Genomic DNA, 241 nt, shown 5'->3' with positions numbered 1-241 from the left:
TGCTAAACAGGCAGCATTAACCCGTGCGCCATTGCTGGCGTTAACACCGATGCTGGCTGTAGAGCCTGTTTTTGCCAAATCCTGTTTACGTGGCGCGGGTTGTACTGATGCCGGAAAAGAAGAAGAGCCACAGGGCAACATTGGGGACATGAGTTTTTATGTCGCCGAGCCTGTTGGTAAGCCTATCACTCCAGATGATAAACCGGGTGAAGTAAAACAGTATGCGCAGGCAGCGAAAAAG

Annotated in this window: 1 pseudogene; it reads left to right on the top strand. The window is 50.6% G+C overall.

Features of this window, described 5'->3' with window-relative positions:
* A pseudogene (locus H0248_RS21715) lies at positions 1 to 241 on the top strand (S-type pyocin domain-containing protein); the annotation flags it as partial.

Source organism: Pectobacterium brasiliense, from assembly GCF_013449685.1.
In the GTDB taxonomy this organism is placed as follows: domain Bacteria; phylum Pseudomonadota; class Gammaproteobacteria; order Enterobacterales; family Enterobacteriaceae; genus Pectobacterium; species Pectobacterium brasiliense_A.
This window is presented reverse-complemented; position numbering and strand designations above follow the sequence as displayed.